This window comes from Agrococcus jejuensis, assembly GCF_007679035.1.
Taxonomy (GTDB): Bacteria; Actinomycetota; Actinomycetes; order Actinomycetales; family Microbacteriaceae; genus Agrococcus; species Agrococcus jejuensis_A.
Genome location: NZ_VEFR01000002.1, coordinates 487,961 through 509,981 on the forward strand (window position 1 = coordinate 487,961; position 22,021 = coordinate 509,981).

Below are 22,021 nucleotides of genomic sequence, written 5' to 3' on the forward strand. Positions count from 1 at the left end.
GGCTCGTCGGTCGGGTGGGGCGGGCGCAGCCCACCGCATCCATCCCACCACTCGCGGGTGGACGGCGGCGAATCGGCGGGCGTCGCGGGGCGCGCCGCCTCGCGACTCAGAGGAACAGCGCCGGGTCGAACTCGTCGATCGGGATGATGCGCACGCGCGGCAGGCGGCTCTTGAACGCGAGCACGTCGTACTCGAGGTCGAACGACTCGACGCCGGGCACCGCGCGCAGGCTCGACGCCATGAACTCCGCGAAGCCGACGATGCCGACGCGGCGCGAGCCGTCGGCGAGGGCCGTCATCTGCGGGGCGAAGTCGCTGTCGTGGCTCACGAGCATGACGTCGGCGTCGCGATCGCGCAGCGCATCCGCCGTGCGCTGGATGGCGATGTCGACGACCTTGCCCTCGCCCTGCAGCGGCACGGGCGTGTAGCCCATCGCGAGCAGCGCCTGCACGAACGACATCGGCAGGGTCTCCTGCACGGCGAGGAAGAAGAGGCCCTTCACGGGCTGCTGCCACTCCTGCTCGGCGTGGTCGAGCAGCACGTTCCAGCGCGGTCGCTCGTGCGGCTCGGGTCGGCGACCGAGCACCGACTGGCCGAGCGTCGCATCGATGTTCTCGCCGTCGACGAGGAGGTAGGTGGTGCGCTCGGTCATGGCTCGACCGTACTGCGCCGCGAGCGGGGTGGGCTGCATGCGGGGGTCTGGGCCGGGCCTGGATGCGTTTCGCAGGCGATCCCGGGTCTGGAGGGAGCATTCCCCTCGAGAGGCGGAATCGCCTGCGAAACGCAGCCCGCCGCCGAACGGGTCAGCCGAGCAGTGCCGTGAGGACGAGGGGGAAGGCGATCGCGAGCGCGTTGTGCACGACGTGCGTGAGCACGCCGGGCCAGATGGATCCGGTGCGCCGGAACAGCAGCGCCGTCGCGATGCCGACGATGAACGCGGTGAGCAGCACGGCGTTGATGCCGTGCACGAGCGCGAAGATCGCGGCGCTCACCGGCACCGACACCCATGCCGAGAAGCGGCCGAGCGCGTTCGCGACGACGCCGCGGAAGAAGGCCTCCTCGCCCAGCGGCGTCAGCACGGCGCCGAGCAGCAGCGTCGCGACGAGGGCGAGCGCGCCGCCCGCGGCAGCCGACTGGTAGTCGGCCTGGATGTTCTCGGGCGCCGGCATGAACAGGCTCAGCACGAGGCTCGCGAGCAGCCCGAGCGCGAAGGTGCCGAGGCCGGAGACGGCGCCGATCGCGAGCCAGCGGCCGGAGGCGCGGCGCACGCCGAGCACATCCAGCCGGCGGATGCGCACGACCCACGCGGCCGCGAAGCCGAGGAGGCCGAGCGAACCCGACAGGGCGTACTGCACGAGTCCGGCGGCGACGCCGTCGAGCTCGAACGTCGAGAAGAGCCAGACCGTGGCGGCCAGGCCGATCGCGAAGGCGACGGCGCCGGCGAGCAGCTCGGGAACGCCGGGGCGCTGGATCGCGGGGGCGGGGGCGGGGGCGAGGGTCGTGTCGCGCATGGCATCCACTCGACACCGTGCCCCTGGGGCCGGGTCAAGCGGGTGGGTGGGGCACCCTTCGAGGCTCGCTGCGCTCGCACCTCAGGGAGCGGATGGGCGGGAGCGGGGCGGAGCGCCTGCCCGCCCGGTCCGGTCAGTCCGCCGCGGGCGGCGAGACGGCGGCGTCGCCGGCGACCACTCGGCGCGCGACGTCGGTGATCGGCTGTCGCGTCGCGCGCGCGTGCGCGCGCATCAGCGAGAACGCCGCCTCGACGTCGATGCCGTGCCGGAAGGCCAGCACGCCCTTCGCCTGCTCGACGACGACGCGACTGTCGAGCGCGTAGGTGAGCTGCGTGCGCACGGCGTCGGCCTCGACGATCGCCCACTGGTGCAGCACGCCGATCGTCGCGACGTCGGCGAACGCGCGCACGACCGCGAGGTCGTCGACGTCGAACTCGCCGGGTCGCGCTCGGAACAGGTTCAGCGCCCCGATGGTCGTGCCGCGCAGCCGCATCGGCACGGCGCACGCCGCATGGATGCCGAGCGCGAGCGCCTGATCGCGGAAGCCCGACCACTCCTCGCGCACCTCGCGCACGTCGGGCACCGCGACGACCTCGCCGGTCGCGAGCGCCTCGAGGCACGGCCCCGCGCCACGCTCGAGCTGCATGAGCTCGATGAGCCGCGCATCCTCGTCGGTCGATGCGAGCACCTCGACGCGGCCCTGGGCATCCGACAGCAGCACGCCCGACGACACGGCGTCGAACAGCGCCGCGCTGCGATCGACGAGCAGCTGCATGAGCTCGACGACGTCGTAGTCGACGACGAGCGTGTCCGACAGGGCCACGAAGGTCTCGAGCAGCTCTCGTTCTCGTGTGGTCGCCCTCATGGTCGCTCCTCACCCAGACCGTCGGTCGCCGCCGGCTCGGGATCGAGGAACCGCGACCGCCCCTCCACGATATCCGCGGCCACCTGTGCGACGGGGAGGCCGACCGTGTACGCGTGCGCCTGCAGCAGCGCCAGCGCGTCGGGCGCCGAGACGCCGAACCGTGCGAGCACCATGCCCGTCGCCTGATGCACCGTGCGCCGGGAGCGAGGATTGCGGCTCGTGTCCCGATCCGCCTCGCGCACCGTGTCGAGCAGCAGCAGCATCGACGCCGACCGCGTGCGCTCGGTCAGTCGCGCGAGCACGTCGTCGTCCAGCGTGCGCGGCTCGGCCGCGTAGGTCGTGACGGCACCGATGCGCATGCCGCCGAACGCCAGGGGGAAGGCGAAGAGCGCCCTCGATCCGAGGGCGAGGCATGCGTCGCGCAGCGCGGGCCATCGCTCGTCGCGCGCGAGGTCGGACGCGAGCACCGACGCCTGCGTCGCGTGCGCATCCCAGCCCGGGCCGATGCCGAGGTCGAGCTGCAGCTCGTCGATGCGCGCAGAGGTGGCATCGGACGCGTCCATCGTCTCTGCGCCGGGGCCGGAGGCGAACGTCGTGATGGCAGCACCATCGAGGCCCGTCGACGCCACGAACGCCGCGCTCAGGTCACCAGGGGTCATCGCCGCACTCGACATCGCTCGCCTTCCGGCGCGATGCAGGGGTCGGACGGGTTCCGTCATGGATCGCTCCCCCCCACACTACGCACCTCGCGATCCTGCGTGCGCGCTGCGAGTCGCCCCGCACCTGTTGACCGCGCGAACCATGCGTCGCATGCTGGGAGCGACATCGCCACCCGGACCCCGTGGCCCCACGCGGCGGAGCTCTCGATCGCATCGAGCATCCGCCCGCTGGAACGGGGGTGTCGCTCGATTGGGCAGCAGTGGCTGACGACACGCCGCTGCGCGAACCACTACTGCCCAATCGATCCGAAGGCGGCGGGCGGCGCGGGCGGCTCGTGCGCGCCGACGAGGTCGATCACCTGGCCGATGCCGCCCGCGAGCCCCGCCGACGGGAATGCCTTGCCGGGGTTCAGCAGGCCGCGCGGGTCGAAGGCGTGCTTCACGGCGACGTGCAGGTCGAGCTCGACGCCCGTGATCTCCGCCGCGGCGGCGGGCAGCTTCAGCAGGCCGACGCCGTGCTCGCCCGTCGCGGTGCCGCCGAGATCCTGGCACTCGTCGACGATGCGGTCGAACGCGACCTTCGCGCGGGCCCGCGCATCCGCGTCGTCCGCCGCGACGACGATGAGCGGATGCAGGTTGCCGTCGCCCGCGTGCGCGATGTTCGCGATCGTCACGTCGGCCTCGTCGGCGATCGCCTCGATGCGCGCGAGCATCGCGGGCACCTGCATGCGCGGCACGCAGATGTCCTCGGTGAGCACGGGGCCGAGTCGCTCGAGCGCCGGGTACGCGAGGCGTCGCGCCAGGAAGAGGCGGTCGATCTCGTCGGGGTCGGAGGCGCGCTCGATGCCGGATGCGTTCGCTGCAGCGAGGTGCGCTGCCACACGCTCGGCGAGCCGCTCGCCCGCCTGCCCCACCTCGTCCACGCGCACGAGCAGCATGGCCGCGGCGTCGTCGGGGATGCCGAGCCCCTGCCAGGCGTTCACGGCGGCGAGGCACGTGCGGTCGACGAGCTCGAGCGCGGCAGGCACGATGCCGTCGCGCGCGATCGACGCGACCGCGTCGCCCGCATCCGACAGCGCCGAGAACGTGCCCACGACGACGCGATCCTCGCGGCCGGCGAGCGGCAGCAGCTTCACGCGGGCCTCGACGACGATGGCGAGCGTGCCCTCGCTGCCCACGAGGAGCGACGTGAGGTCGTAGCCCGTCACGCCCTTCGCCGTCGCGCGGCCGACGCGCGCGACGCGGCCGTCGGCGAGCACGACCGTGAGGCCCAGCACGTAGTCGGTGGTGACGCCGTACTTCACGCAGCAGATGCCGCCGGCGTTCGTGGCGACGTTGCCGCCGATCGTCGAGATCGCCTGGCTCGCCGGATCCGGCGGGTACCAGAGGCCGTGGGTCGCGACGTGGCGGCGCAGGTCGTCGTTGAGCACGCCCGCCTCGACGACGGCGAAGCGCTCGTCGACGTCGACCTCGACGATGCGCGTCATGCGCTCGAGGCTCAGCAGGATGCAGCCCGCGATCGCGTTCGCGCCGCCCGACAAGCCCGTGCCCGCGCCGCGCGGCACGATCGGCGTGCCCGTGGCGTTCGCGACCTCGACCGTCGCGACGACGTCGTCGAGCGACTCCGCGAAGACGACCGCGGCCGGCGGCGCGTACGGCGCCCACTCGGCGTCGTCGTGCGCGTACGCCTCGCGGGTCGCGTCGTCGGTCACCACCTGCTCTGCTCGCAACCGCATCCGCAGCTCGTCGACGACCGCCATGTGCACCCCTCCTCGCGCGTCCTTCGACACTACGCCCGGGGTCGCGACCGACCGCTCGGGATGCGGCCCGTTGCGTTTCGCAGGCGATTCGGCGAGCCAAGGGAGCATTCCCCTCGGATCGCGGCATCGCCTGCGATACGCAGCCGGGAGGGGTCAGGCGGGGAGGCCCAGGCCCGTCCGCAGCGCCTCGCGCATCCGGCGCTCGAACGCCTGCACGCCCGGCGCCGCCGGTCGCAGGGCGTCGAACCCGTGGTACGCGCCGGGCACCTCCACGAGCTCGACGGCGACGCCGTCGGCGCGCAGACGGTCGGCGTAGGCGACGTCCTCCGCGTGGAACAGGTCGAGCGCGCCCACGCCGATCCACGCGGGCGGCAGCCCCGTCAGGTCGGCCCTGCGCGCACCTGCCGCGTACGGCGTCCCCGGGTCGGCGTCGCCCAGGTACGAGCGCCAGCCGTACCGGTTCGACGCGGCCGACCACACGTAGCGGCCGCGATCGTCGACGCGAGCGCGCGTGCGATCGTCGAGCATCGGGTAGACGAGCAGCTGGAAGGCGAGCGGCAGCCTCAGATCGGTCGCCGCCTGGGCCGTGCAGGCCGCGAGCCCGCCGCCGGCGCTCTCGCCCCCGACCGCGATGCGCGACGCGTCGATGCCCTCGGCGTCGGCGGTCTCGGCCATCCAGCGCAGCACGTCGACGCAGTCGTGGAGCGCGGCCGGGAACGGATGCTCGGGCGCGAGCCGGTAGTCGACGCTCACGACGCGGATGCCCAGCTCGGCGGCGATCGTCGAGCAGCGCTCGTGCGAGGACACGGGATCGCCGAGCACGAATCCACCGCCGTGGATGTGCAGGTACGCGGGCGTCGGCTCGTCGCCGGCGCGCGTCGCGTCGTGGATCCACACGCGGATCGGCCCGTCGCGGCCCGGCACCATGCGATCGGTGACGACGACGCCGTCGGCGATGCGTCCGGGACGCGCGGGCACCGAGCGCGACAGCGCGGCGAGCGGATGCACCAGCGGCAGGTCGGGCAGCAGGAGCACGGGCGAGCGGTACTGCGGATCGACCCGCAGCGCGGCCGCGTGCCGGCGGGCGGCGACGCCTCCGAGCACCGCGCCGACGCCCAGGATCGCTGCGGTGGAGAGCCTCATGTGCGTCCTTCCGGGTCGCGGCGGCGCGACCGTGCGCCCGACGATACGCGGCGGCGGCCCCGGCGCGCCCGAGCGTCAGCTGCGCGCCGGCAGCACCCTCGTGGCGAAGCCCTGGTAGTCGACCACGACGCCGTCGGCGTCGACGAGCAGCGTGAAGCCGCCGTGATCGAGGTCCTCGTAGCGCCACGCATCCATGCCGTCGACGGGCTCGAGCCGCGTGTACGTCTGCTGCACGCGGCGCACGACGAGCGTCGGCACGTCGATCCACGCGACCGCCATCACCGCCTCCTCCCCCACGCCGAGATGGCCGAGGCGACGGATGGGGATGGTGTTCGTGAGCGGGGTCGCGGCGACGTCGACGTCGGTGACGCCGTCGAGGATCGGCCGGTGCGTGCCGTCGACCGTCCATCGCCACCCGTCGGTCCCGAGCTCGACGACGCGCGAACCCGCGGTCGAGAACGCGCGCACGATCGCCCGCACGGGACGCGACTCGTGCGTGACGTCGATCGTGAACGAGCACGACACCGCCGCGGGCGTCGCGAGCACCTCGGTGCCCTGGTATCGGCGGCCGCCGTCGATCGCCGAGACGCGGGCGACGCCGTATCCCGTCGACTCGTCGGATCGCTGCCAGGCGTACATGCGCATCCCGACCTCCTCACGCCAGGTCCCTGGCGCGACGGTACGCCCGCGACCTGGACGCGTGCACCCCTTGCGTGCGTCATCCGCACGACTTCGGGGCACGTACGGACGGCCCGCACGCGTGCAGCGTGCGGGCCGTCGAGTCTGCGTAGATCAGCGCACGCGACGCGCGCCCTCGCCGAGCGACGCGAGCTTCGCCCACGCGATCTGCTGGTGCACGCGGCCGCCGAGGCCGCAGTCGGTCGACGCGACGACGCGGTCGCGGCCCACGACGTCGACGAAGCGCTGGATGCGCTGCGCCACCAGGTCGGGATGCTCGACGACGTTCGTCGCGTGGCTCACGATGCCCGGAGCGAGCACGAGGTCGTCGGGCACGGCGTCGCCCAGCTCGCTCCACACGGTCCACTCGTGCTCGTGGCGCACGTTCGCAGCCTCGAACGACAGCGAGCCGACGTTCGCGTCGAGCACGACGGGCAGGATGTGACGCAGCTCGATGTCGGTCGTGTGCGGGCCGTGCCACGATCCCCAGCAGAGGTGCAGGCGCACGAGCTCCTTGGGCAGGTCGCGGATGGCGTGGTTGAGCGCCTCGATGCGGATGCGCGTGAAGCGCTGGTAGTCCTCGACGCTCGGCTCGGGACGGATCTGGTCGAAGTTCTCGGCGAGCGACGGGTCGTCGATCTGCACGACGAGGCCCGCATCGGTGATGGCCTTGTACTCCTCGCGCACTGCATCCGCCCACGCGAAGATGTGCTCCTCCTCCGACGCGTAGTGCTGGTTGCCGACGCGCGCGGCGCTGCCGGGCGAGATCGCCGTGAGGAAGCCCTGCTCGCCGGGCTGCAGCGCCGCCTGCAGGTTGCGGATGTCGGCGGCGACCTGCTCCTGCCCCGTGAACGCGATGGCGCTCGTCGTGGTCGGGAACGCCGTCGCCTGCTCGCCCGTGCCGATGCCCGCCGACGGGTCGGCGTACGCCTCGGCGAACGCCGTGAAGTCGCGACGGTCGAGGAAGGCCGTGAGGCGCACGTCGCCCGGGCTCGACAGCACGGGCTCGGGCGTGAAGAAGTCGGTGTCGGTGAGCGACAGGCCCGAGTAGCGCTGGAACGAGTACGTCCACCAGGCGCCGTAGTCGATGGCCGCCCGCATCGTGTGCCCGTACTCGCCATCGCCGACGAGCGTGATCCCGGCCTCCCGCTGCTTCGCGACGACGTCGGCGACGGCCGCGCCGACCGCGGCCTCGTGCTCGCCCGACGGCTGGAACGTGAAGCCGTCGTCCGAGAGCGCGCGCGAGCGGTTGGCCTCGAGCAGTGCGGCGGTGCGCGGCAGGCTGCCCGCGGTGGTGGTCTGGATGGGGGCGGTCATGCTCCCGACGCTAGGTCGCGCGGGCATGCGGTCGCGAGGCGGGGCGACGCGGGGCGTCATGCGTGCGGCGCGGGAGATGTGCACGGGAGCGGAGCGGCAGGGCCGCATGCGGGGATGCCGACTCGCTCGCGTGCACATCGCTGCGCGTGACCGGCTCAGCGGGGCGGGTTCGGCGGCGACGGCTGCTGCGGAGGTGGAGCCGGGTGCGGTCCGGGCGCTGGCGGCGGCGCCGGCGCCGTGCCCGGCCCCGGGCGTCCACCCCACGGCTGCGGCACGTGCCCCGTCGGCGCCCCACCCCATCCGCCCGCGGCCACGACCGGACCGGGCGCCCGGTCGCGCCGCATCGTCTGCAGGTCGACCGTCGACGCCCGGTGCGTCCAGGCATCCGACGCGTCCTCGATGCGGCAGCAGAGCACGGCCGAGAGCGGGATCGTGAGGTACAGCACCGAGATCGTCGTCGTCTCGTCGTCGGTGAGCGCACCCATCGTGCGCGCGACGATCACCGAGCCGAGCACGGCGACCTGCGCCGCGAACGGGATGACGATCGCCCGCGCGTTCCCCTCCTTCGTGCCCGTGCGGGGAGCGCCGAGCAGGAAGAGTCCGGCGAGGCTCAGCGCGACGACGAGCGCCTGCTCGAGGTCGTCCTTCCACACGCCCGGCAGCAGCTGCCCCGCGTGCAGGGTCAGCACCGGCACGAGCGCGAGACGCAGCAGCAGGTGGCGGTCGACGACGTCGCGGCCTCGCACCGCACCGACGATCGCGAGCGCCAGCACCGCCGCGAGGATCGCGAAGGCCATCTGCGAGGGCGAGGCCGTGAACCGGGGGATGCGCAGGTCGAGGTCGATCGACGCGACGAGCCACAGCTGCAGCGGCAGCGCGACGGCGAGCCCCACGATCGCGCCGACGCGCCCGGTCGAGCGCCGGAAGTACGGCACGAGGATGGGCACGAGCAGCAGGATCGGCAGCAGCGCGAGCCCGGGGATGTTGCCGGGCGGGATGATGCTCGCGGTGATGGCAGCCGCCTCGTCGCCATCGGCGGTGACGAACGTGAGCAGCAGGTACGCGAGCACGAACGACACGAGCGCCCAGCCGGCGACCACCGCGAGGGTGCCGATCGCGAGCAGGTGCCCGCGGGGCCGCAGCGGCCGCCGCCCCGAGCGCGCGACGAGCCACACGACCAGCGCACCGACGAACGCCGCGTGCGGCCACGACTGCCACGGGCCGATGCCCCACAGGTTCGCATCCAGCTCGCCGAAGAGGCGCGAGAGCGGCCCCATCCGCACCACGACGACCGCCAGCGCGACGGCTGCGGCGACGATCGGCACCCAGCTGGCCAGCAGGATGCGCCGGCCGATGCGATCGGCACGACCGTGCACCTGCTGCGCGTAGAGCGCCACCGCGAAGATCGCGACGAAGCCGACGACGACGACCACGGGGAACGCGAGGTCGGTCCACGCCTTCAGGAACACCCACTGCGTCGGCTCGACCGCTCCGACCCACGTGACGAGCCCCCATTGGATCGCGAGCGCGACGCCCGAGGCCACCGCCAGGTGCACGCGGGGCCGCGCGAGGAAGACGGCGAGCGCCGCGAGCGACGAGGCTGCGAGGCCGGCGGCCCCGATGCCAGCGATCCACGGCAGTCCCTGGCCGGGCCCGGAGACGACCACCTCGAGCGTGATCGCGCTCGAGAGCACCGTCGCCGCCACCGCGACCCATCGGTGCCACGGCTTGCCCGTGAGCAGCAGCATCGTCACCGACGCGAAGCCGAGCCCGAAGGTGATCTGCAGGGCGATCCAGCCGACGACGTCGTGTCCCCAGTCGCGGCTCGGCGTCTCGCCGGGGTACTCCATGACGACCCCGGGCGTGATGAGGATGTCGGCGAGCAGCACCCACGCGGCGAGCAGCACGACGGCGAAGGCCACGGCGGTCCAGGGCACGCCGCGAGGCACGAGGCGGCGGATGCGGCCGGCCCACCATGCGCGCAGCACGCGAGCGAGGGTGGTGCGTCCGTCGGGCGCTCGCCGCGACGGGCGCGGCGCCGAGGGGCTCGGCGGCTGTCGGGGCTGCTGCTGCTGCTGCTGCGGGATCGTGCCGGTCGGCATCCCGTAGGCGGGCGAGGGTGGCGGCGGCTGGTGCAGCGGCTGGGGCGGAGGCCCATAGGGAGGATGCTGGGGCGGAGCGCCGGAGGGCGCGGGCTGGGGCGGAGCGCCGTAGGCCGGCGACGGCGGTGGCTGCTGCGGCTGGCCGGGCCATGCGCCGGGCGGTCCCTGCGGCTGCGCGGCACGGTGCGGCCACGGCGACTGCTCGCCGGGCGGCCCCTGCGGGGGCCTGCCACGCGCATCCATGGTGCGAGCATGCACCGCCCGGGTGCGAGGTGGCAGGGAGCCGTGCGCCGCATCCGATCGGCGCAGGGCGGCGAGACCTAGGCCGCGTCGCCCTTGGGCGTGCGCGCCTTCCATGCCTCGATCGCCGTCTTCACGAGCACGGCGAGCAAGAAGATCGCGAAGAGGATGGTGGCGGCACGCGGGTCGAGCGCTGCAGCGGTGAGCGCGCCGAGGGCGGTCGTGAGGCACGCGGAGAGCCCGACGATCGCTGCGGCGACGAGGTCGACGTTCTTGCGCACGAGGTTGCCGATCGTGCCCGAGATGGCGGTGGGCACCATCATGAGCATCGACGTGCCCTTGGCGACGAGGTCGCTCGACTCGAACAGGAGGATGAGCGCCGGCACCACCACGACGCCGCCACCGATGCCGATGATGCCGGCGAGCACGCCGGTGAAGAGCCCGACGACCACGAGGCCCGCGATGGTCCAGCCATCCAGCTCGATGCCGTCGCCGCGCTCGGGCACCGTGAGGAACAGCTGCACCGCGACCGCGAGCGCGAAGACCATGAAGATGATGCGCACGACCGACGTCGGCAGGCGCGACAGCAGCAGCGCGCCGATCTGCGCGCCGACGACCGAGCCGGCGGCGAGCAGGAGGGCGGCGAGCACGTCGACGTTGCCGGGGATCGCGTAGGCGACGACGCCGACGGCGCTCGTCGGCACGATCGCCGCGAGGCTCGTGCCGCTCGCGAGCTTGCGCTCGAGGCCGCCGAAGGCGAGCAGCAGCGGCACGATCACGATGCCGCCGCCGACGCCGAAGAGCCCCGACATGAAGCCGGCGATGAGGCCGATGGCGATGAACGCCAGGTATCGGCGCTTCGGGCGGGACTGGATCGGCATCCTCACCATCCTGGCACCGCGCGCATCCGCCGCCATCCCTCATCGATTGGGCAGTAGTGGCGGACGACACGCCGTACGGACAGCAACTACTGCCCAATCGGGTGCAACAAGTGACCAATGACGTTCAGGCGGAGGCGGCGGGGGCAGGCGCGGGCACCTCCGCGCGCGGGCGCACCGCGGCGCAGACGATGCCGACGGCGACCATCGCGACGGCGCAGATGGCGATGAGGATGCGGAAGTCCATGACCGCGAGCAGCGCTGCGCCGAGCGCGAGGAAGCCCAGCTGCGGCACGTTGATCGCCGCGTTGAGCGCCGCCGACGTGCGGCCCTGCAGCCGCGGCGGCGTCACGCGCTGGCGGTAGGTGACGACGCCCACGATCGCCCACGGCACGCTGAAGCCGATGAGCAGCTGCGCGAGGCTCATGCCGCCCCACCGCATCCACGCCGCGTCGGGCTGGAGGTAGAGGAACGCGAGGCCCACGACGAGGCCGCCGCCGAGCAGCGCGAGCCCCCATGCGACGAGGTGCCGCTCGCCGATGCGGCGCAGCACCGCTGCGGCCGTGAGCCCGCCGACGACGGCGCCCGCGCCTTGCACCGCCTGCAGCGGTCCGAGCGCCTCGGGACCGGCGCCCGTGCCGACCTCGACGAACGGGAAGACCGTCGCGTTGAGGAGGCCGTTCGCGGCGAAGGCCAGCGTCATGACGATCGTGAGCAGGCGCAGCGTCGGCTCCGACAGCAGCTGGCGGAATCCCGCCGTGACCTGCCGGATCCACGGCTCGTGCGCATCCTCGAGCACGGCGGGCGACTCGTCGACGCGCGTCGTCGCGAGCACGATCGCCGTCGCGAGGAAGCACGCCGTGGTGAGCAGCGCCACGGCGCCCGGACCGACGGCGACGTAGAGCACGGTGCCGAGCGGCGGGCTCACGATGCGCATGGCGTTGTCGATCGACGAGAGGGTGCCGTTCGCGGCGCCGAGCTCCTCGTCGGGCAGCAGATCGCGCAGCAGGCCCGACTGCGCCGCACCGGACACGTTGCCCACGAGCCCGTAGCCCACCGTGACGACGAAGATGAGCCACACCTGCTCGGCCCCCTGCACGAGCAGCAGGGATGCGACGAGCGCCGCGCCGCCGAGGTTCGCGCCGATGAGCAGACGCCGCCGCGAGACGCGGTCGACGACGTGGCCGACGAACGGCGCGAGCAGCGTCGGCGCGCCGAGCGCGAGGAACACGAGCGCGCCCGCCGCATCCGATCCCGTGAGCTGTCGCACCCACACCGCGAGCATGATGTACAGCGCGCTGTCGCCGAGGTTCGTCGCGACCCAGCCCACCGTGAGGCGGCGGAACGCAGGCCTGCGAAAGGGCGAGGCGGGCGTCGTGACCGCCGTGGCGGATGCCGGTGGGGTCGTCGGTGTCGGCGGTGCGAGGTCGGGGGTGGCGTCGCTCATGTGGCTCCTGGCTGGAGGGCGTCGCGCGGGCGCGACGGGATGGCGCGTCGCCGAGATGGGCGCGCGCTGCGAGGTCGAGGCGTCAGGCCTCGGGAGTCGGCTCGGCCGTCGGATCGGGGTTGAGCGTGACGAGCATGCGCGCGCGGCGACTGCCTGGTGGGCGCTTCGACGGGTCGTGCGAACGACCCTGCAGGTGGTCGGCCAGCGTGGCGATGCGCTCGACCATCTCGCGCATCTCCTCCTGCGTCGCCCAGAACTCGGTGGTGTTCACCGTCATCGTCTCGAGCCACTCGGGCGACTCGGTCGCGGCCGACGATGTCAGGTAGTCGACGACGCGGCTGGCCTCACGCTGCACGTAGAGGGCGCCGATCGTCGCCGACGCCCGCACCGATGCTGGGTCCTCGACGTCGGGCGACAGGTTGCGGCCGTGGTGCGCGGGTCGCCACGGCTTCGCAGTGCCGCGCTGCTCGCCGCGCACGATGAAGCCGGCCTTCTCGAGCTGGCGAAGATGGAACGAGCAGTTCGACGGGCTCTCTCCCACGCGCTCGGCGATCTCGGTGGCCGTGGCCTCCTGCAGGTCGTCGAGCACGGCCATGATCTCGACGCGCAGGGGGTGCGCGAGGGCGCGCAGCACGGCCGGGTCGCTCGAGACGAGACTGCGCTCCTCTGCCGAGGCGACCTCGGCCGGCAGCCCGACGGCGACGTCGGGGGTGCCCTCGGCCGCCGTCATCGCAGGATGCCCTGCGTGGCGATCGCCGTCTGGCGTGCCTGCGCGTGGCGCTGCTCGGCTGCTGCCGCGATGCGACGAGTGCGGTGGATCTCCTCGTCGCGTCGGGGGCGGATGCCGTCGATGATGCGTCGCATGCCCTGCTCCTCTCGTGCGGTCCTCGGGTGAGGTGGTGTCTGAAAGAGTACTTTCAAAGCATTCGCTTCGCAAGGCTTCTTTCACAAAGGTGTGGATTCGCGATATATCGCGTCTCTGCCCAGTCACGATATATCGCGTCTTGTCGTGACGCAAGACCCGTCTCGTCGTGGATGCCGACCGTGCGGTTGGATGGAGGCATGACCGACCTGACCCGTCCCGAGATCGACGCCCCCACCGGCCCCGCCCCCTCCGAGCTCGTCATCCGCGACATCGTCGTGGGCGAGGGCGCCGAGGCGACGCCCGGCGCCACCGTCGAGGTGCACTACCTCGGCGTCGAGCACGACTCGGGCGAGGAGTTCGACGCGTCGTGGAACCGCGGCCAGTCGATCGAGTTCCCGCTGCGCGGCCTCATCGCCGGCTGGCAGGAGGGCATCCCGGGCATGAAGGTCGGCGGTCGTCGCGAGCTCACGATCCCGCCGCACCTCGCCTACGGCCCCGCCGGCGGCGGCCACCGCCTCTCGGGCAAGACCCTGATCTTCGTCATCGACCTGCTCGGCGTCGCCTGACCCATCCATCGCGCGCACCCGCGCGCTCTCGAGGCCCCCGCCATCCGGCGGGGGCCTCGCTGCGTCCCCCAGAAGATTGAGGTTCTCGGCCGCTTGTGATGTCACAAGCGGCCGAAAACCCCAATTCCCTAGGGGCGGTCGGGGTGACGGGGGCGCAGTGTTGACAGTCGGCGAAGAGTGGGCGTATCGTCGCGGATTGGTTAGACCAATGTGGTCAGACCAATGCTCGACTCGATGGAGAGGCTCATGGACGACGCGCTCGACGCCCTGGTGGCTCGCCTCGTCGATCTCTCCGCCGTCGAGCGCGACGGCACGCGTCGCCTCCCGCCCGAGCGCGAGCTCGTCGCGCAGCTCGACATGAGCCGTGGCACGCTGCGCGAGCGCCTCTCGCAGCTCGAGTCGCTGGGCATCCTCGACCGCCGCCAGGGCCACGGCACCTACCTGCGCTCCCCCGGCGCCTCCGTCGTGCGCACGACGTTCACCCTCATGGGCGCGCTCGGCGGCCTGCGCCCCGACCAGGTCGACCAGGCGCGCGAGATGCTCGAGATCGTCACGACCGTCGAGGCCGCGAAGCTCGCCACCACGGGCGACGTCGCCGAGCTCGGCCGCCTCACCGACGCCATGATCGTCGCGACCGCCGCCGGCGACCATGAGGCGGGCCTCGAGGCCGACCTCGCCTTCCACCGCCATCTCGTGACGATCGTCGGCAACCCCATCCTCGACGTGCTGCAGGACGGCCTCGCAGGCATGCTGCGCGACACCCTCGCCGCCCGCCGCGCCAAGGCGCTGCGCACCGAGACGCCCGCAGCCGACGGCACCTACCGCACCGACACCGTGCACCGGCAGATCGTCGCCGCCCTCGCGGCGAACGACGCCGACGCCGCCCGCATCGCCATCCGCCTGCACTTCGACCACCACGACGCCGTCGTCGGCAGCACCGACGACGACGCCTGAAGGGACACCATGACCACCGCCACGTTCGTCGGCCTCGGCGCCATCGGCACCCCCATGTCGCAGCGCATCGCAGGCGCCGGCTTCGCCGTCACGGGCGTCGACCCGTTCGAGGCCGCTCGCGACCGCGCACGAGCCGCGGGCATCGACGCCGTCGCCTCCATCGCCGAGGCCCCCGCCGCCGGGCCGGTCGTCGTCATGGTCGCCACGGGCGAGCAGCTGGATGCCCTCGTCGACCAGGCCGAGGCCGCGGGCGTCGCCGCCGACCGCCTCTGGGTCGTCATGTCGACCGTCGGCCCCGCCGCCGTCGCGGCATCCGGCGCCCGCCTCCGCGCCCTCGGCGGTCGCGTCGTCGACGCCCCGGTCACGGGCGGCGTCGCTCGCGCCACCACCGGCGAGCTCATCATCTTCGCCTCGGGCGCGCAGGCCGACCTCGACGAGGCCACCGCCGTGCTCGCCCCGCTCGGCACCGTGCGCACCGTCGGCACCGAGCTCGGCCAGGGCCAGGGCATCAAGGTCGTCAACCAGCACCTCTGCTCCGTCCACATCGTCGCGGCCGCCGAGGCCCTGCACCTCGGCGAGCAGCTCGGCCTCGACCAGGCGGCCGTGCTCGACCTCGTCGCCGGCGGCGCCGCAGGCTCGTGGATGCTGTCGGATCGCGGGCCGCGGATGCTCGAGGACGACCCGCAGGTCACCTCCACGATCGGCATCTTCGTGAAGGACTCCGGACTCGTCGCCGACGCCGCTGCCGCCGCGGGCGCCGAGGTGCCCGTGCTCGCTGCAGCACGCGACCGCTACCTCGCCGCGGCGGCCGCCGGCCTCGACCGGGCCGACGACAGCCAGGTCATCCGCACCTACCAGCAGTAGATCCCGCACCCGGGCGACGCAGTCGCCGCCCGGCATCACCACCAGGAGCATCCATGTCCGCACCCACCGTCTCCGGCACGCCGCCGAAGAAGGACAACGCCGTGAAGGTGTCGCTCGCCTCGATGATCGGCACGGTCGTCGAGTCGTACGACTTCTTCATCTACGCCACGGCGGCCGCCACCTACTTCGGCACCGTGTTCTTCGCCACCGACGACTCCATCGTCGGCGCGCTCGCCTCGTTCGCGACGCTCGCGATCGGCTTCCTCTTCCGCCCCATCGGCGGCTACCTCGCGGGCCACTTCGGCGACCGCATCGGGCGCAAGCGCGTGCTCATCTGGTCGCTCGTCGTCATGGGCGTCGTCACGACGCTCATCGGCGTGCTGCCGACCTTCGCGACCGTCGGCATCGCCGCACCGATCATGCTCATCGTGCTGCGCATCATCCAGGGCGTCGCGTACGGCGCCGAGTGGGGCGGCGCGGTGCTCATGGCCGTCGAGCACGCCCCCGAGCGTCGCCGCGGCTTCTTCGGTGCGCTGCCGCAGATCGGCATCCCCGGCGGCCTGCTGCTCGCCAACGGCGTCATCCTGCTCACGAGCGACCTGCCGGGCGACTGGGCGTGGCGCGTGCCGTTCCTCCTCGCCTCCGTCATGGTCATCGTCGGCATCTTCATCCGCCTCAAGGTCGCCGAGAGCCCCGCGTTCGAGGCCGTCAAGGAGTCGGGCGAGGTGCTGAAGGCTCCCGCGCTCGAGGCCATCAAGCAGGACTGGCGCTCGATCCTGCGCGTCATCGGCCTGCGGCTCGCCGAGACGGGTGGCTACTACGTCACCACCTCGTTCGTCGTCTCGTACGTCGGCCTCGCCGCCATCACCGACTCGCGCAACGTGCTCGTCGGCACCCTCGTGGGCTCGGCGATCGGCCTCGCGAGCCACCTGCTGTACGGGGCGTGGAGCGACCGCATCGGCCGCAAGAAGGTGTACCTCATCGGCTCGATCTTCACGATCCTCTTCGGCGTGCCGATGTTCCTGCTCATCAACACGGGCTCGCTCGTCATGATCGTCGTCGCGGTCGCCTTGTCGCTCGTGCTGAGCCACGACCCGATCTTCGCCGTCGAGTCGAGCTGGTTCTCGGAGCTGTTCCCCGCGAACCGTCGCACGTCGGGCATCTCGCTCGGCTACAACGGCGCCGCGATCGTCGCCGGCTTCCTGCCCTTCATCGCCACGGCCGTCTACGGTGCCGTCGGCTGGATCGGCCCGGCCCTGCTGTTCTCGCTGCTCGGCGTCATCTCGACCGCCGTCGCCATCACCGCGCGGGAGACCGCGCCCGCGATCGTCGGCACGAAGGCCGAGCAGCCCACCCTGGAAGGAGTCCGATGACCACCGTCGCACCCACCACCGCGCACGCGGAGCGCCTGGAGCGCCTCGCCGAGCACGCGTACAACGTGCGGATGCACGCCCTCCAGATGGGAGAGGTGCAGGGCCAGGGCTACGTCGGCCAGGCGCTCGGCGCCGCCGACATGCTCACGGTCGCGTACATGGACCAGCTGCGCTACGACGTGGCCGACGAGCACTGGGAGGGCCGCGACCGCTTCCTGCTCTCGACGGGCCACTACGCCATCGGGCTCTACGCGGCGCTCGCCGAGGCGGGCATCGTGCCGCTCGAGGAGCTCGAGACGTACGGCTCCGACGACTCGCGTCTGCCGATGTCGGGCATGGCGTCGTACACGCCCGGCATGGAGATCTCGGGCGGCTCGCTCGGCCACGGCCTCACGGTCGCGGTCGGCATGGCCCTCGGCCTGCGCCACCGCGGCCTCGCCGAGCAGCGCGTGTTCAACTTCCTCTCCGATGGCGAGCTCGACGAGGGCTCGACGTGGGAGGCCGCCATGGGTGCGGCGCACCACCGCCTCGGCAACCTCACCGCCATGGTCGACATGAACGCGCTGCAGGCCGACGGCCCCGCGCAGGGCGTGCTGCGCACCGAGCCCGTGCTCGAGAAGTGGCAGGCGTTCGGCTGGCACGCGATCCGCGTCGACGGCAACGACCTCCCCGCGCTCGTGGATGCGTTCGACGAGGCGCGCTCGGTCGCGCAGCCCGAGGGGAAGCCGCAGGTCATCATCTGCGACACGAAGGTCGGCTCGGGAGTCACGATGCTCGAGGAGCGCGAGAAGGCGCACTTCATGCGCATCGAGGAGCACGAGTGGGCGATCTGCCGCGAGCAGCTCACCGCCCGCTACGAGGCAGCCAAGGAGGCAGCACGATGAGCACGACGGCAGCGCCCAAGCTGAAGACGAGCGCGATGATCGCGTCGTTCGCCGACCCCGGTCAGAAGACGGCGCCCGCGCCGTTCGGCCACGCGCTCGCGAAGGCTGCGGAGCAGGACGAGCGCATCGTCGGCCTCACCGCCGACCTCGGCAAGTACACCGACATGCACATCTTCGCCCAGGCGCACCCGGACCGGTACTTCCAGATGGGCATGAGCGAGCAGCTGCTCTTCGGCGCCGCCGCGGGCATGGCGGAGGCGGGCCTCACGCCGTTCGCCTCCACCTACTCGGTGTTCGCCGCGCGACGCGCGTACGACTTCATCTGCCTCGACATCGCCGAGCCGAACCTCAACGTCAACGTCGTCGGCGGCCTCCCGGGCCTCACGACCGGCTACGGTCCGAGCCACCAGGCGACGGAGGACATGGCGATCTTCCGCGGCATGCCGAACCTCACGATCGTCGACCCGTGCGACTCGATCGACATCGAGCAGGCCGTGCCGCAGCTCGCCGCATCCGAGGGACCCACCTACCTGCGCCTGCTGCGCGGCAAGGTGCCGACGGTGCTCGACGAGTACGACTACACGTTCGAGCTCGGCAAGGCGAAGGTGCTGCGCGGCGGCGCCGACGTCGTCTTCGTGTCGTCGGGGCTCATGACGATGCGTGCGCTGCAGGCGGCCGAGCTGCTCGCAGCGCACAAGGTCGACGTCGCGGTCGTGCACGCGCCGACGATCAAGCCGCTCGACGTCGACACGATCGTCGCCGAGCTCGACACCCCGCGCCTCGCGGTCACGCTCGAGAACCACTCCGTCGTGGGCGGGCTCTTCGAGTCGGTCGCGTCGGCGCTCGTGCGTCGCGGCGTCTCGCGCCGCGTCGTGCCCGTGGGCCTGCCGGATGCGTTCCTGGATGCGGGAGCCCTGCCGACGCTCCACGACCGGTACGGTCTGTCGAAGGAGAAGATCGTGGAGACGGTGCTCGCAGAGCTCGGCTGACGCCTCCTCCCCCAGACCGCGGCACGGCGGCGATCCCCAAGGTCGCCGCCGTGCCGCCTCTGCGTTCGCGGCCCGCGCCCTGCGGTGCCGCCGATGGAGCCGTGTCCCCCACCCCGCTCGTCGAGGAGCGGTCCCCCACCAGCTGGTCGAGGAGCGCGCGAGCGCAGCGAGCACGCGTCACGAGACCCCGCGACCGCCGCTCCTGCCCAGCCACGCGCGTGGTCGCGTCGAGCAAGCACGTCACGAGGTCTCGTGACGGCACCTCGCTGCGCTCGGGGCCTCCTCGACCAGCTGCTGGGACGCGACCCCGAACGCGACATGCCCCGCAGCCGGTCGAGGAGCGCGCGAGCGCAGCGAGCACGCGTCACGAGACCACGCGACCGCCGCTCCTGCCAAGCCACGCGCGTGGTCGCGTCGAACGAGCACGTCACGAGGTCTCGTGACGGCTCCTCGCTGCGCTCGGGGCCTCCTCGACCAACTGCTGGGAGGCGACCCCGAGCGCGACATGCCCCGCAGCTGGTCGAGGAGCCCGCGAGCCCGAAGGGCGAGCACGCATCACGAGACCCGCCGTCCCCGCGAACGGCCCCGCGGATCGCCCCGAATCGAGGACGTGCAGCCGTCGCGGCTACGACGTCAACGTCGCCGCCGCCTCCATGTGGTGCGCGCGGATGACGGTGACGGCGTGCTCCTCGTCGCCGGTCTCGATCGCGTCGAGCATGTCGACGTGCCGATCCGTGTCCATGTTCGCCGTGGCCCGCTCGGGGCCCGCGTACATGATCGACATGCGGATGGAGCCCTCGAGCTGCTGCCACTGATGCACGAGCGTGGTGTTGCCAGGGAACGAGACCAGGGCGCGGTGGAAGTCGAGGTCGGCCTCGATGAGCGCCGTCACCGAGCCGTCCTCCGCCGCACGCATGCGATCGATCGCCGCGCGCAACGCCGGCACGGCCTCCGCGATCCTGCCGGTCGAGATGATGATCCGGGCCGCGAGCGCCTCGAGGGCGCCGCGCACGAGGAAGATGTCCTCGATCTCGCGGGCGTCGAGGTTGCGCACGCTGAGCCGGCCGCGAGCGCCCGACTCGAGCAGGCCCTCCTGCTGCAGCTGTCGCATGGCCTCGCGCAGCGTGCCGCGGGAGATGCCGAGGCGCTCGGACAGGTCGGTCTCGACCATGTGCGTGCCGGGCACGATCTCGCCGCTCGTGATCGCACGTCGCAGGGAGCCCACCGCGAGCTCGCGGAGGTTCGTGCGGTCGAGCCCGACGAGTGCGCTCATGCGGTCCCCCTGGTTCCCCTCGTGGAGAAGGATACGGGGCGGATGCTGTGCGCATCCGCCCCGTGGTGCTCGGCGCCCGGCCGAGGTGTCGCTGGCAGCGACCGGGCGCCTGTCGGTTCCGGTGCCCGGCCGAAGTGTCGCTGGCAGCGACCGGGCACCGAGTCGGTGGCTCGCGTCAGGAGACGCGAGCGAGCCGGTCCTCGCCGTCGGCGGCCTCGGCCTCGGCGGCGAGGGAGCGCTCGCGCGGACCCCACGTCTCGCGGGTGAGGAGCGCGGCGGTGAGGCCGATCGCGGCGTAGAGCGCGAAGAGCAGCGCCGGGCCGAGCCATCCGAGCGCCACGAACAGCAGCGTCGTGATGAAGGGCGTGAAGCCCGACACCATCGCCGAGATCTGATACGCGAGCGATGCGCCCGACGATCGGGTCTTCGCCTGGAACAGCTCGGGGAACCATGCGCCCTGCGCACCCGCGAGGGCGTTCTGGCACACGGAGTACGCCAGCACCATCGTCAGCACGATGAGGATGAACACGCCCGTGTTCACGAGCAGGAACATCGGCACGGCGAACAGCACGGCGAAGATCGTCACGCCGATGTACAGCGGCCGGCGACCGATGCGGTCGGTGAGGTTCGCCCACGCCCAGGTGCCGACGACGCCGATGCCCGCGCCGATGCAGAGGGCCGTGAGGGTCTGCGACGGCTCCGCGAGGCCGTTCGTGTTGATGTAGCTGATCATGTACGTCACCGACACGGCGTAGCCGGCGGTCTCGGCGACGCGCAGGCCGATGCCGCGCAGGATGTTGCGCCAGTCGGTCTTGATGACCTCGACGATGGGCGACTTCACGATGATGCCCTGCGTCTTGACGTCCTCGAAGACGGGCGACTCGGGCACCTTGGCGCGGATGATGAGGCCGACGGCGACGAGCACGATGCTCGCGAGGAACGGCACGCGCCACGCCCAGTCGCCGGGCAGGTGCACCGAGACGAGGAAGGTGAGGTTCGCGAGCAGGAGGCCGACGGGGAAGCCCGCCTGCACGATGCCGGTGTAGGCGCCCTTGCGCTTCCATGGCGCGTGCTCGTAGCTCATGAGGATCGCGCCGCCCCACTCGGCGCCGAAGGCGACGCCCTGGATGATGCGCACGGTCACGAGCAGGATCGGGGCGATGATGCCCACCTGCGCGTACGTGGGGAGCAGGCCGATGACGAACGTCGCGAGGCCCATGGCGATGAGGGAGGCGACGAGCACGGGCTTGCGGCCGATCTTGTCGCCGAGGTGACCACCGATCACGCCGCCGAGCGGGCGGGCGAGGAAGCCGACGCCGAGGGTCGCGAACGACAGCAGCGTGCCGACGAGCGGGTCGTCGGAGGGGTAGAAGACGGTGCCGAAGTACAGGGCGGCGGCGGTGCCGTAGCCGATGAAGTCGTACGTCTCGATCACGGCGCCGACGCCGGATCCGACGGCGACCCGCTTCGCCTCGGGAGTGCCGCGGACGGGTCCGCGCATCGCAAGAGCCTCGGTGCTCATGGGTTCCTCTCCTGGTCAAGGATGCCTCGGCGAGGAGCGGCTCACGAGCCACACGACGCTGTCGGCTTGGGACAGCATGCACGCATTCCTGTTGACTGTCAACAGTCGACTTGCTACCGTCGCTCACGGCG

21 protein-coding genes are annotated in these 22,021 nt (G+C 72.5%); 6 read left to right on the forward strand and 15 right to left on the reverse strand.

The genetic code is table 11. From position 1 onward, the window contains the following. Positions 1–106 precede the first annotated feature (106 nt). The 13 genes from FS793_RS09060 to FS793_RS16205 form a co-directional block, all read right to left on the reverse strand. Entirely contained in the window at positions 107–652 is a 546-nt protein-coding gene (locus tag FS793_RS09060) for an NYN domain-containing protein (RefSeq protein ID WP_144720169.1), read from the reverse strand. A 151-nt stretch (positions 653–803) separates the two neighbouring features. Next, positions 804–1,511, reverse strand: coding sequence for a CPBP family intramembrane glutamic endopeptidase (locus tag FS793_RS09065; RefSeq protein ID WP_144720170.1), 708 nt, complete (start codon positions 1,509–1,511; stop codon positions 804–806). A 133-nt stretch (positions 1,512–1,644) separates the two neighbouring features. Further along, on the reverse strand, positions 1,645–2,376 hold the full coding sequence (locus FS793_RS09070; RefSeq protein ID WP_144720171.1) for a GAF and ANTAR domain-containing protein: 732 nt from the start codon (positions 2,374–2,376) through the stop codon (positions 1,645–1,647). Further along, positions 2,373–3,035, reverse strand: a complete 663-nt coding sequence (locus FS793_RS09075) for a GAF and ANTAR domain-containing protein (RefSeq protein ID WP_186329417.1) — start codon at positions 3,033–3,035, stop codon at positions 2,373–2,375. The genes FS793_RS09070 and FS793_RS09075 overlap by 4 nt, the downstream gene beginning before the upstream one ends. 290 nt (positions 3,036–3,325) lie before the next feature. After that, positions 3,326–4,795, reverse strand: a complete 1,470-nt coding sequence (locus FS793_RS09080; RefSeq protein WP_144720173.1) for an FAD-binding oxidoreductase — start codon at positions 4,793–4,795, stop codon at positions 3,326–3,328. A 153-nt stretch (positions 4,796–4,948) separates the two neighbouring features. Then, positions 4,949–5,938, reverse strand: coding sequence for an alpha/beta hydrolase (locus FS793_RS09085; protein WP_144720174.1), 990 nt, complete (start codon positions 5,936–5,938; stop codon positions 4,949–4,951). A 75-nt stretch (positions 5,939–6,013) separates the two neighbouring features. Then, a complete protein-coding gene (locus FS793_RS09090) occupies positions 6,014–6,583 on the reverse strand; it encodes a putative glycolipid-binding domain-containing protein (protein ID WP_144720175.1) in 570 nt (189 codons plus the stop codon). A 147-nt stretch (positions 6,584–6,730) separates the two neighbouring features. Continuing rightward, entirely contained in the window at positions 6,731–7,933 is a 1,203-nt protein-coding gene (locus tag FS793_RS09095) for a methionine synthase (RefSeq protein WP_144720176.1), read from the reverse strand. 155 nt (positions 7,934–8,088) lie between these two features. Then, the gene (locus FS793_RS09100; RefSeq protein WP_144720177.1) at positions 8,089–10,035 is read right to left on the reverse strand and encodes a hypothetical protein; all 1,947 of its coding nucleotides are present in this window, start codon (positions 10,033–10,035) and stop codon (positions 8,089–8,091) included. Between the two features lie 320 nt (positions 10,036–10,355). Beyond that, the gene (locus FS793_RS09105; protein ID WP_313959372.1) at positions 10,356–11,156 is read right to left on the reverse strand and encodes a sulfite exporter TauE/SafE family protein; all 801 of its coding nucleotides are present in this window, start codon (positions 11,154–11,156) and stop codon (positions 10,356–10,358) included. Positions 11,157–11,280: 124 nt separating this feature from the next. Further along, complete coding sequence (locus FS793_RS09110; protein ID WP_144720179.1) at positions 11,281–12,600, reverse strand: MFS transporter; 1,320 nt, start codon at positions 12,598–12,600, stop codon at positions 11,281–11,283. Between the two features lie 82 nt (positions 12,601–12,682). Further along, complete coding sequence (locus FS793_RS09115) at positions 12,683–13,330, reverse strand: ArsR/SmtB family transcription factor (RefSeq protein WP_144720180.1); 648 nt, start codon at positions 13,328–13,330, stop codon at positions 12,683–12,685. After that, the gene (locus FS793_RS16205) at positions 13,327–13,464 is read right to left on the reverse strand and encodes a hypothetical protein (RefSeq protein ID WP_186329418.1); all 138 of its coding nucleotides are present in this window, start codon (positions 13,462–13,464) and stop codon (positions 13,327–13,329) included. The genes FS793_RS09115 and FS793_RS16205 overlap by 4 nt, the downstream gene beginning before the upstream one ends. Before the next feature lie 198 nt (positions 13,465–13,662). On the opposite strand from FS793_RS16205, the gene FS793_RS09120 reads away from it, so the two are divergent. From FS793_RS09120 to FS793_RS09145, 6 genes are all read left to right on the forward strand, one after another. After that, positions 13,663–14,031, forward strand: coding sequence for an FKBP-type peptidyl-prolyl cis-trans isomerase (locus tag FS793_RS09120; protein ID WP_144720181.1), 369 nt, complete (start codon positions 13,663–13,665; stop codon positions 14,029–14,031). 246 nt (positions 14,032–14,277) lie between these two features. After that, positions 14,278–14,985, forward strand: coding sequence for a FadR/GntR family transcriptional regulator (locus tag FS793_RS09125; RefSeq protein ID WP_222123723.1), 708 nt, complete (start codon positions 14,278–14,280; stop codon positions 14,983–14,985). A gap of 9 nt (positions 14,986–14,994) precedes the next feature. Beyond that, a complete protein-coding gene (locus tag FS793_RS09130) occupies positions 14,995–15,849 on the forward strand; it encodes an NAD(P)-dependent oxidoreductase (protein ID WP_144720183.1) in 855 nt (284 codons plus the stop codon). Positions 15,850–15,902: 53 nt separating this feature from the next. Continuing rightward, a complete protein-coding gene (locus FS793_RS09135) occupies positions 15,903–17,222 on the forward strand; it encodes an MFS transporter (protein ID WP_144720184.1) in 1,320 nt (439 codons plus the stop codon). Then, complete coding sequence (locus tag FS793_RS09140) at positions 17,219–18,106, forward strand: transketolase (RefSeq protein ID WP_144720185.1); 888 nt, start codon at positions 17,219–17,221, stop codon at positions 18,104–18,106. The genes FS793_RS09135 and FS793_RS09140 overlap by 4 nt, the downstream gene beginning before the upstream one ends. Then, a complete protein-coding gene (locus FS793_RS09145) occupies positions 18,103–19,095 on the forward strand; it encodes a transketolase family protein (RefSeq protein WP_144720186.1) in 993 nt (330 codons plus the stop codon). The genes FS793_RS09140 and FS793_RS09145 overlap by 4 nt, the downstream gene beginning before the upstream one ends. A gap of 625 nt (positions 19,096–19,720) precedes the next feature. Here FS793_RS09145 and FS793_RS09150 read toward each other — a convergent pair. Continuing rightward, a complete protein-coding gene (locus FS793_RS09150; RefSeq protein WP_144720187.1) occupies positions 19,721–20,368 on the reverse strand; it encodes a GntR family transcriptional regulator in 648 nt (215 codons plus the stop codon). Between the two features lie 175 nt (positions 20,369–20,543). Further along, positions 20,544–21,890 (reverse strand): MFS transporter, encoded by a 1,347-nt coding sequence (locus FS793_RS09155; protein ID WP_144720188.1) that lies wholly within the window; start codon positions 21,888–21,890, stop codon positions 20,544–20,546. Positions 21,891–22,021 lie beyond the last annotated feature (131 nt).